Below are 10,043 nucleotides of genomic sequence, written 5' to 3' on the forward strand. Positions count from 1 at the left end.
CTCATAACGGCGATTTTCGTATGTGAATAATCGCTCGCGGACCTGTTTATCTATCCGGATCGTTGTCCGGCCTCTTGATTTGTGAAAACACGAATGCAAAAAAATAACCGACGCGTTTAAACGTCGGCTATTCCATGGCGCGTATTTTGCCCTAACTTGGGAGCAAAAAACAAGATGTTAAACCGCTTGAAACAATATTCTTATGACAGTTTGATCTAAACGGCTATTTCTATGCTGTATCAGTGCTGAGCGGCAATTTCTACCCGCTCAATCGCTGCCCACATTTTGTCTGAATTAAGCTCAACAGGCAGATAATGAATTGACTCGCTCGGCTTCAGAATTCGGCTAATCACCAGCTCAATGGCGTCGCGGTCATTAATATCAACATCCAGTGCCGCCAGATGTGTCGGTAAACCTAATTGATTAAATGCCACAATCAGTGATTGCAAGGCTTCATCCTGTTCCAACAAAGCAGTTTGAACCAATATCCCATAGGCGACTTTGGTACCATGCAAGAAATGTTCAGTTTGAGGCAATAACGTTAAGCCGTTATGCACAGCATGAGCCGCTGCCACACGGGTATAGCGCTCACCCAGCCCGCCGACCATGCCACCACCGGCAATAATCGCATCAACTACATCCAGGAAATCTTGCGTCAGTTCACCCTGTTTCACCGCGTGCAATGCCGCTTCACTTTGTTTGAGCAACACATTGCGAATATCCAAAGCAGCCTGTAACCCCAAACGAACGGTCAGAGATAAAGTTTCCGGTTGAGGACTAAGAACAACCGCTTCGTACCATTTCGCTAAGGTATCGCCGATCCCGGCCAGCAGGTATTCCACTGGCGCTTGCAAAATAATGCGCGGTTCAACTAATACTAAGTGATTGGCATCGTTGAAAATTTCAAAATTCAGTGCTTGTCCGGCATCGCTATACCAAACTGAAAGCGGTGTCCAGGCCGCACAGGTCGCAGCAATAGTCGGAATGGCCACCAGCGGCAAACCCAGTTTACGCGCCACTGCTTTTGCCGTATCCAATACCGCCCCGCCCCCAATGCCTATCACGACTTGCCGATCACTGCCCGCCGTTTTCACCAAATCAGCAACAGTAGATTCACTGCAATGGGTCGAAAATGAAGCGCGCACCGCCTGAGGGCTGTTAAATTCTGCTGGCAGATAATCAATGGCTGCCGCCAAGGCGCGCTCACCATAGATCCACAACGCATTTTCCCGTGCCGCCTGAGGATAAAATTCACTCAGTTTGTCGATAGCGCCCGGAAAAGAAAAATAGTTGGCAGGCCCCACCTGCACTCGGATTGCGTTCGTGCTCATGCCCCTGTTCCTTTTAGATCATTATTTATTTTAAGTTGCGATGTCATCTGTGTTTTTCCATCTTAAGGGCATACTTATCATTGTTTAATAATTTTTTGATATACCTTAACTATTTTAGTTTGTTGCGAATAATAAAAACTGTGTTAAAAAAGAATGATATCAGCAGCATTATTGACTGCCTGTTTCGTTACAATATTTTATAGGGCAGTCATCGAAATTATGTCTACCATCACTCCCGCCCGCCTTGAGATGCGAAATATCTCTATCTCGTTTTCTGGATTTCATGCCCTGCAACAAGTTGATTTCACACTGGAAGGGGGTTCGACTCATGCATTAGTCGGTGCTAATGGTGCGGGTAAATCGACCTTGATGGCGATCCTTTCCGGCACTCACAATCACTATCGTGGTGAGATCTACATTGATGGTCAGCAGATAGATATTCACTCCCCACGTCAGGCAAAACAACACGGTATTCATGTGGTTCAACAAGAGGTTGATGTTGCGCTGGTGCCTACCCTGTCGGTAGCAGAAAATATTATGCTGGATACGCTGGCAGAACAGGGGCATCTGTTTAACTGGCCGCAACTTTATCGCCAGGCAGAAGCCCTACTGGGGCAACTTGGTCTTAAATTGAATGTACGCCAGCGTCTGGAATCTTGCACATTAGCCGAGAAGCAGCAGGTGCTGTTGGCCCGCGCCCTTTCCCATCAATGTCGTTTTCTGATTCTGGATGAGCCCACCGCACCACTGGATCAAGAAGAGAGTGCGCGACTGTTTAGAGTGGTTCGCCGCCTGCAATCTGAAGGGATAGCCATCGTTTTCATTTCGCACCGCATTCATGAATTGCGTGAAATTTGTGACCAATTGACCGTATTACGCGATGGCCGCAAGGTCAGCCATGATGCCATGGGTAACCTGAGTGGCGAACAAATTGTCGAAAAGATGCTCGGCCATACCTTGGATGATATTTTTCCCCCTCGGCGAACCGCTTTGAGTGAGAAAATATTATTGTCCGTTAGAGGGTTACATGACCAACACAAGTTACGCGATATCTCTCTGACATTGCGTGAAGGGGAAATATTAGGGATTGCCGGGTTAGCTGGCGCGGGTAAAACCGAATTGTGCAAAGCCTTGTTTGGTGCTACGCCGAGCCGTGTTGATCAGGGGGAATTACAGGGCAAACCGTGGAAACCACATTCACCGAGCAGTTCCGTCGAACAGGGGCTAGCTTTAGTGCCAGAAGAGCGGCGCAAAGAAGGCATCTTTATTCACGAAGGTATCCCGATGAACCTGAGTGTAGCTGCTGATGACAGTTTTTCCCGCTGGAGTATTTTTAGCCGTCGCCAAGAGTTGAGTTGGGCCAAAGAGCTGATTGCACGCCTGGGAGTTCGCACCTCATCGCCGCAACAAAAGCTGGCCCGTTTATCTGGGGGAAATCAGCAAAAAGTGGCGATAGGCAAGTGGCTACGCGGAAATGCCCAAGTGCTGATTTTTGATGAGCCAACCAAAGGGGTGGATATCAAAGCCAAACAGGATCTATTCAATCTGATTGATGGGTTAGCGCAACAGGGAAAAGGCATTATTTATGCTTCCGGTGAATTCGCTGAATTAGTCGGTTTATGTTCTCGTATCTGTGTGTTGTGGGATGGACGTATTGTGGCAGAACTGAATGCCGCCGATGTCGATGAAGAAACATTATTACTATTTTCAACCGGAGGAACCCCTCAGTGAGTAAAGAAATACCCCTGCCGGACGCACAACCGTGGCGTCACCAGTTGTTTGATTTTCTCTACAAATGGGGGATGTTACTTACCGTTGTGGCGCTAATCGCGTTATTTGGCCTGGCTTCAGATAATTTTCTTGACCCCAACAATATCATCAATATTTTGCGCTCCATTGCCATTGTGACGGTCATTGCCATCGGCGTGTCGATTTCCCTGTCGATTGGCGGCTTTGACTTATCGGTCGGTTCCACCGCGTCGCTGGCGAATGCCATCGTCGTATCACTGTTTGTCTGGTACGGGTTTGGCACTACCGGAGCCATAATCCTGACCTTACTTGTCTGTACTCTGGTGGGCTTGTTTAACGCATTTTTGATTGTGGTGCTGAAAATCCCCGATATGCTGGCAACCCTAGCCAGCCTGTTTGTGATTCAGGGCGTGGCCATGACGTACAGCTATGGCGGTTCTATCACGCAGAATATGCTACTACCCAGTGGTGATATGGCGGAAGGCGTCATTCCTGAGATGTTTTCAGCTCTGGGTCAAGTGCCGGTGATAGTGCTCATTATGTTGGCGGTAACCATTATAGTGCAGTTGTATTTATCGCTGACCAAACATGGCCGTCGGATGTATGCCATTGGTGGGAATCCGGAAGCGGCGCGTTTGGCCGGTATTCGAACCGTGCGTTATCGGGTGCTGGCCTATGTATTGTCATCTCTGCTGGCGGCACTCGGTGGAATTCTGCTGGCATCCAGGATTGGCTCGTCACAAGTCAATGCGGGTGGCGGCTATCTGATGGATGCCGTGGCTGCGGCCTATATTGGCTTTTCACTCGCGGGCTCCGGCAAACCCAATGCTGTCGGTACCTTAATTGGCGCGGTTATCCTTGGTGTGCTGCAAAACGGGCTGGTGATGCTGTCAGTGCCTTACTACGCGATGGATATCATCAAAGGATTGGTTTTGGCGATGGCGCTGGCACTGACCTATATTCATCAGAAGCGGTAAAGGTGTTCATAACCAGCGGGGATAACTGGCAGATCATAAAGACGCCGTCAATCCTTCCCTAGAGGCTCGAGCCGCGCCATCCCTGGCGCGGACGCTTTACTCTTCTGCCAGTCCTCGCCGCTTCCGATCGCGTTGATGCTGCTAACCTGCATTTTTTTGCTCTTTTTACACCTTCAGCGCGCAGTAGCCGATAAGATAATTAATTCAAAGGCATTCTTGCCGGGTCTGGGTATTGATATTCAAACCCCAACTCACTGCAAATCTTGCTGCCATCAATCTCGCGTGGTGCTTCCTCTGCCTCTTCTGGTGCAAACTCAGGTGGTGTCAGTTGTAACGCACGGGCGCACTCAGGGTAAAAGTCGCGTTTACGCGGATGGACTGGCGCGCACAGGTTGTAAATATGGCCACCTCTGGGCAGGTTAAGCAGCAGTTCGATGGCGGATATTACATCTTCCTGATGCACCAGATTAACGCCCTGCCCACCCCCTTTCACATTGGTTTTACCCGCAAGGAAACGGCCGGGATGGCGATCGGTCCCCACCAACCCCGCCAGGCGTAAAATATCCACCGAGGTATTGGGTAATTTGTGCAGCCAGAGTTCGAGTTCTGCCAACGTTTTGCCTGCGGTAGTCACCGGTTGCAGGGGGGAACTTTCTTTGATTCGACCACCGATTTCGCCATAAACCGAGGTAGAACTGGTGAAAATAATACGCGGCACACTAAACGCCAACGCGCTGTCGACCACCATTTGTACTGCTTGAAAATATTGTGTACCGCCGTCAGTGGTACGGCTAGCCGGTAAGGTAATAACCAGCGCATCTGCCGTCATCAGTTGTTCCAGATCATCTGGATCGCAAATCAACTCCGGCGTCAGTTGTAATTGATAACAATTAATTCCGCTCATTCTGGCGGCCTCGACACCATCTGGCGTGGTTTTACTTCCTACAACCTGCACACCACGGCGGACCAATGATTGCGCCAACGGCATACCCAGCCAGCCCAACCCAATAATGGCTACTTTTTTCATCTCAATTGTCCTCGACTGGTTCATACCGTTACACTCCATACTAATAACCTACGCCAACGAATGTAACTTAATAATTGCTCGGCATTATGAATCTGTTTTTGTTCGTCGGCGTAATAGCCATATGTAACAACTTCCTGCTTAAACTGACATCAAACAGAGTGATAATCGCTAAAAATAAAACCCGTGACAGCAGATGGCGCGTGGTGTACTGGCGTAAAATAAAGTCATCGGGTGAAAAAAAGGTTGCACGCTACCCGCAGGATGGTTTACGTTGATTGACAGAAATTATGACATGTACCGGCTATTTTGATTATGTCAGAAAGCCCAAACAGAGAAGCTACTATGATTCGCGTTCAATTTAATCACCATCATCACCATCATCCTGACTAGTCTTGCAGGCCGATGTGTGCTGGAAGACGGTTAACGAATCTTCCAGGTGGCGGTAGAACGCAATAGAGAAAGCCCTCGGAAGATTATCTTCCGAGGGCTTTTTTGTTGCTCACGATTTTATAAATTAGCTTTTACAAATTAATAGATTAGAGGATTTACCATGTTGGATAAAACACGTTTACGCATAGCGATGCAGAAATCAGGCCGCCTCAGTGACGATTGCCATGAGTTGTTGTCGCGCTGCGGGATTAAAATCAATTTACAACAACAACGCCTGATCGCCTTTGCTGAAAATATGCCAATCGATATCCTGCGTGTTCGTGATGACGATATCCCGGGGTTGGTGATGGATGGTGTGGTTGATCTGGGGATTATTGGCGAAAACGTATTGGAAGAAGAGTTGCTGAGCCGCCGCGCTCAAGGCGAAGACCCGCGTTACTTCACATTACGTCGCCTGGACTTCGGCGGTTGCCGACTGTCACTGGCCGCCTCCCTGGATACCGAGTATACCGGCCCACAATGTTTACAAAATAAGCGTATTGCCACCTCTTACCCACACATTTTAAAGCAATATCTTGATAAACAAGGTGTGACTTTTAAATCCTGTTTGCTGAACGGCTCAGTTGAAGTCGCACCACGAGCGGGTTTGGCCGACGTCATCTGTGATCTGGTTTCAACCGGTGCCACCCTCGAAGCTAACGGCCTGCGCGAAGTCGAAGTAATTTACCGCTCTAAAGCCTGCCTGATTCAGCGCGATGGCGAAATGCCAGCGGACAAACAACAGCTGATTGACCGCCTGATGACCCGAATTCAGGGTGTGATTCAAGCACGCGAATCCAAATACATCATGATGCACGCGCCAAGTGAACGTCTGGACGAAATCATCACGCTGCTGCCGGGTGCTGAGCGCCCCACCATTCTGCCATTGGCCGGTGACAAAAGCCGCGTAGCGATGCACATGGTCAGTAGCGAGACCCTATTCTGGGAAACCATGGAAAAACTGAAGGCGCTGGGTGCCAGCTCCATTCTGGTGTTACCGATTGAAAAGATGATGGAGTAAGGAATGCAGCCGACGAATTTCAATACCTTAATTGACTGGCAACAATGCAGCGAAGAGCAGCAAAAAGCCCTGTTGAGCCGCCCAGCGATTAATGCATCAGAGCGGATCACCGCGACAGTCGGTGAAATCCTTGACCGGGTAAAAGCCGAGGGTGATAGCGCTTTGCGTGATTTTAGCCAACGTTTTGATACGGTTAAAGTTGCTGACATCCGCATCAGCAGCGATGAGATAGCCGCCGCTGCTGGGCGCTTGGGTGACGACATCAAACACGCCATGGCGCAAGCGGTGCGTAATATTGAAATCTTCCATAACGCGCAGAAAATGCCGGTGGTAGATGTTGAAACACAACCGGGCGTGCGCTGCCAGCAAATAACCCGCCCGATTGCCTCCGTCGGCTTATATATTCCTGGCGGCTCAGCTCCGCTGCTCTCGACCGTACTGATGCTTGGCACTCCAGCACGGATTGCCGGTTGCCAGCGCGTGATTTTATGCTCCCCCCCGCCGATTGCCGATGAGATCCTGTATGCAGCGCAATTGTGTGGTATCCAAGAAGTGTTCCAAATTGGCGGAGCACAGGCTATTGCTGCGATGGCATTTGGTAGCGAATCGGTGCCAAAAGTGAATAAGATCTTTGGGCCGGGTAATGCTTATGTCACAGAAGCCAAACGTCAGGTCAGCCAACGTTTGGACGGTGCGGCGATCGATATGCCAGCAGGCCCGTCTGAAGTGTTGGTTATCGCCGACAGCGGTGCTACACCGGCGTTTATTGCCTCTGATTTGTTATCTCAGGCCGAGCACGGGCCGGATTCTCAAGTGATTTTACTGACGCCAGATGCTGCTATCGCTCAAGCCGTTGCGGTCGAAGTTGAGCGCCAGCTCCAGCAGTTATCGCGCGCGGATATTGCTCGCCAGGCATTGGAAAGCAGCCGTTTGATCATCACCAAAGACTTGCAGCAATGTATTGATATCAGCAATCAATACGGGCCAGAGCACTTGATTCTGCAAATACGCCAGCCGGAAGAAATCATTGATCAAATTGATAACGCCGGTTCAGTCTTTATGGGGGATTGGTCGCCGGAATCTGCCGGGGATTATGCTTCCGGGACTAACCACGTGTTGCCAACTTATGGTTATACCTCAACCTATTCCAGTTTAGGACTGGCCGATTTCGTGAAGCGCATGACCGTGCAGCAATTAACCCCGCAGGGTTTGCTGGGTCTGGCATCCACTATCGAAACCCTGGCGCAAGCGGAACAACTGACCGCCCACAAAAACGCCGTTACCCTCCGTGTCGCCGCCCTGACCGCCGCCCAAAAGGAGCAAGCATGAGTAAGTCTGCCAATGTCACTGATTTGGCCCGTGCAAATGTCCGCGCACTGACCCCTTATATGTCAGCCCGCCGCTTGGGCGGTAATGGCGATGTGTGGCTCAATGCCAATGAATATCCGCTGGCTACTGAATACCAGTTGACGGCGCAGACCTTTAATCGCTACCCCGAATGCCAGCCAAAATTGGTTATCGAACGCTACGCAGCTTACGCCGGTTTAGAAGCTGCCCAAGTTTTGGTCAGCCGTGGGGCCGATGAGGGGATTGAGCTGCTCATTCGCGCCTTCTGCGAACCGGGTCAGGATGCCATTCTATTTTGCCCACCGACCTATGGTATGTATGCCGTCAGTGCCGAAACTTTTGGTGTTGAGCTGCGTACCGTGCAGACCAAAACAGATTGGCAGTTAGATTTACCAGCGATTAAAGCAAGTTTGGATCGGGTGAAACTGATCTATATTTGCAGCCCAAATAACCCAACCGGCAATTTGATCAACCCGGCTGACTTACGCGCAGTGCTGGAACTCGCACAAGGCCGCGCTATCGTGGCTATCGACGAAGCTTATATAGAGTTCTGCCCACAGGCCTCGGTGAGTGGCTGGCTAAAAGATTATCCGAATTTAGTTATTTTGCGCACCTTATCGAAAGCTTTTGCTTTAGCGGGCTTACGTTGTGGCTTTACATTAGCGAACAGCGATATCATCCAATTACTGCTTAAAGTGATTGCGCCTTACCCACTATCCACACCGGTGGCGGATATCGCCGCGCAGGCACTCAGCCCGCGGGGCCTGGAGCAAATGCGCCAGAGGGTCAGCGAAGTAACAGCCAATCGTGAATGGTTGAAAAATGCGCTGCAAGAGTGCGCCTGTGTTGAGCAAGTATTTACCAGTGAGAGTAACTACTTATTAGCGCGCTTCACCGCCTCCAGCAGCGTATTCAAAACACTGTGGGATCAGGGCATTATTTTGCGCGATCAAAATAAGCAACCGAGCCTATCGAATTGCCTGCGTATCACAATAGGTACCCGTCAGGAATGTGAGCGAGTGATTGCCGCCCTTTCTCCCTTACCCGGCGTTGATAGCCCGAATAACACTAATACCGCCAGCCTCCGTAAGGAAACGATATGAGCCAGAAATTTCTTTTTATTGACCGAGACGGCACCCTGATTGCCGAGCCACCGGAAGACTATCAGGTTGACCGGCTGGATAAACTGGCGCTGGAACCAGATGTAATCCCGGCATTATTAGCGCTGCAAAAAGCGGATTACCGTTTGGTGATGATAACTAATCAGGATGGGCTGGGCACTGCCAGTTTCCCACAAGAAACCTTCTCCCCACCACATAACCTGATGATGCAGATTTTCAGCTCTCAGGGGATCAATTTCGAGCAAGTTTTGATTTGCCCACACTTACCGGCAGATAACTGTGTTTGTCGCAAACCCAAAACCGCCTTAGTTGAAAGCTATTTGGCCGAAGGCGTCATGAACAGTGCCAACAGCTATGTTATCGGCGACCGCGAGACTGACCTGCAATTGGCGCAAAATATGGGCATCAGTGGTTTGCGTTATCAGCGCGATGGCTTGAATTGGTCACAAATTGCCAAGCAACTGACCCTGCGTGATCGCCATGCTCACGTTAACCGCGTCACCAAAGAAACGGCCATTGATGTCGATGTCTGGCTGGATCGCGAAGGCGGTAGCAAAATAAAAACCGGCGTCGGTTTCTTCGACCATATGCTGGACCAAATCGCGACTCACGGCGGCTTCCGCATGGATATCCAGGTCAGTGGCGACCTCTATATCGATGATCACCACACCGTAGAAGATACCGCACTGGCCCTAGGCGAGGCGATTAACAACGCACTGGGTGATAAACGCGGGATTGGCCGTTTTGGCTTTGTACTGCCAATGGATGAGTGCCTGGCACGCTGCGCACTGGATATTTCCGGTCGGCCACATTTGGAATACAAAGCGGAGTTTAACTATCAGCGCGTCGGCGACCTGAGCACCGAGATGGTCGAGCACTTCTTCCGCTCCCTCTCCTATGCCATGGCCTGCACCCTGCACCTGAAAACCAAAGGCCGCAACGATCACCACCGGGTAGAAAGTCTGTTTAAAGTGTTTGGCCGTACCTTACGCCAGGCAATCCGTGTTGAGGGTAATACCCTGCCAAGTTCCAAAGGGGTGC

9 protein-coding genes and 1 other annotated feature are annotated in these 10,043 nt (G+C 50.2%); of the genes, 7 read left to right on the forward strand and 2 right to left on the reverse strand.

Annotated features, from left to right (window positions below):
- Positions 1-239: 239 nt before the first annotated feature.
- Complete coding sequence (locus ACNSO8_RS03685; protein ID WP_418393854.1) at positions 240-1,331, reverse strand: oxidoreductase; 1,092 nt, start codon at positions 1,329-1,331, stop codon at positions 240-242.
- Positions 1,332-1,550: 219 nt separating this feature from the next.
- Here ACNSO8_RS03685 and ACNSO8_RS03690 point away from each other — a divergent pair, with 219 nt between their 5' ends.
- On the forward strand, positions 1,551-3,062 hold the full coding sequence (locus ACNSO8_RS03690; RefSeq protein ID WP_418393855.1) for a sugar ABC transporter ATP-binding protein: 1,512 nt from the start codon (positions 1,551-1,553) through the stop codon (positions 3,060-3,062).
- Positions 3,059-4,057, forward strand: coding sequence for an ABC transporter permease (locus tag ACNSO8_RS03695; protein ID WP_418393856.1), 999 nt, complete (start codon positions 3,059-3,061; stop codon positions 4,055-4,057). Before ACNSO8_RS03690 ends, ACNSO8_RS03695 begins: the two co-directional genes overlap by 4 nt.
- 199 nt (positions 4,058-4,256) lie before the next feature.
- Here the strand turns inward: ACNSO8_RS03695 and ACNSO8_RS03700 are convergent, their stop codons facing one another.
- The gene (locus ACNSO8_RS03700) at positions 4,257-5,084 is read right to left on the reverse strand and encodes an SDR family oxidoreductase (protein ID WP_418393857.1); all 828 of its coding nucleotides are present in this window, start codon (positions 5,082-5,084) and stop codon (positions 4,257-4,259) included.
- A gap of 342 nt (positions 5,085-5,426) precedes the next feature.
- Between ACNSO8_RS03700 and hisL the strand changes: the two genes are divergently transcribed.
- The 5 genes from hisL to hisB all read left to right on the forward strand — a co-directional run.
- Positions 5,427-5,474, forward strand: a complete 48-nt coding sequence (gene hisL / locus ACNSO8_RS03705) for a his operon leader peptide (protein ID WP_187495778.1) — start codon at positions 5,427-5,429, stop codon at positions 5,472-5,474.
- Positions 5,450-5,580, forward strand: a sequence feature (His leader region). It overlaps the preceding gene by 25 nt.
- A gap of 54 nt (positions 5,581-5,634) precedes the next feature.
- A complete protein-coding gene (gene hisG, locus ACNSO8_RS03710) occupies positions 5,635-6,534 on the forward strand; it encodes an ATP phosphoribosyltransferase (RefSeq protein WP_004388789.1) in 900 nt (299 codons plus the stop codon).
- A 3-nt stretch (positions 6,535-6,537) separates the two neighbouring features.
- Positions 6,538-7,863 carry a histidinol dehydrogenase gene (gene hisD, locus ACNSO8_RS03715; RefSeq protein WP_418393858.1) on the forward strand — a complete coding sequence of 442 codons (1,326 nt, stop codon included), beginning with the start codon at positions 6,538-6,540 and terminating at the stop codon, positions 7,861-7,863.
- Entirely contained in the window at positions 7,860-8,984 is a 1,125-nt protein-coding gene (gene hisC, locus ACNSO8_RS03720; RefSeq protein WP_418393859.1) for a histidinol-phosphate transaminase, read from the forward strand. Before hisD ends, hisC begins: the two co-directional genes overlap by 4 nt.
- The coding region (gene hisB, locus ACNSO8_RS03725) for a bifunctional histidinol-phosphatase/imidazoleglycerol-phosphate dehydratase HisB (RefSeq protein WP_418393860.1) at positions 8,981-10,043 on the forward strand (1,063 nt) is incomplete at its 3' end. The genes hisC and hisB, both read left to right, overlap by 4 nt.

Source organism: Yersinia sp. LJYL362 (genome assembly GCF_048323875.1).

Bases quoted from the DNA above. Each gene is read 5' to 3' on its own strand.
- ACNSO8_RS03685 (WP_418393854.1), bottom strand. From the start codon at position 1,331: ATGAGCACGAACGCAATCCGAGTGCAGGTGGGGCCTGCCAACTATTTT.
- ACNSO8_RS03700 (WP_418393857.1), bottom strand. From the start codon at position 5,084: ATGAAAAAAGTAGCCATTATTGGGTTGGGCTGGCTGGGTATGCCGTTG.
- ACNSO8_RS03690 (WP_418393855.1), top strand. From the start codon at position 1,551: ATGTCTACCATCACTCCCGCCCGCCTTGAGATGCGAAATATCTCTATC.
- hisC (WP_418393859.1), top strand. From the start codon at position 7,860: ATGAGTAAGTCTGCCAATGTCACTGATTTGGCCCGTGCAAATGTCCGC.
- hisG (WP_004388789.1), top strand. From the start codon at position 5,635: ATGTTGGATAAAACACGTTTACGCATAGCGATGCAGAAATCAGGCCGC.
- hisD (WP_418393858.1), top strand. From the start codon at position 6,538: ATGCAGCCGACGAATTTCAATACCTTAATTGACTGGCAACAATGCAGC.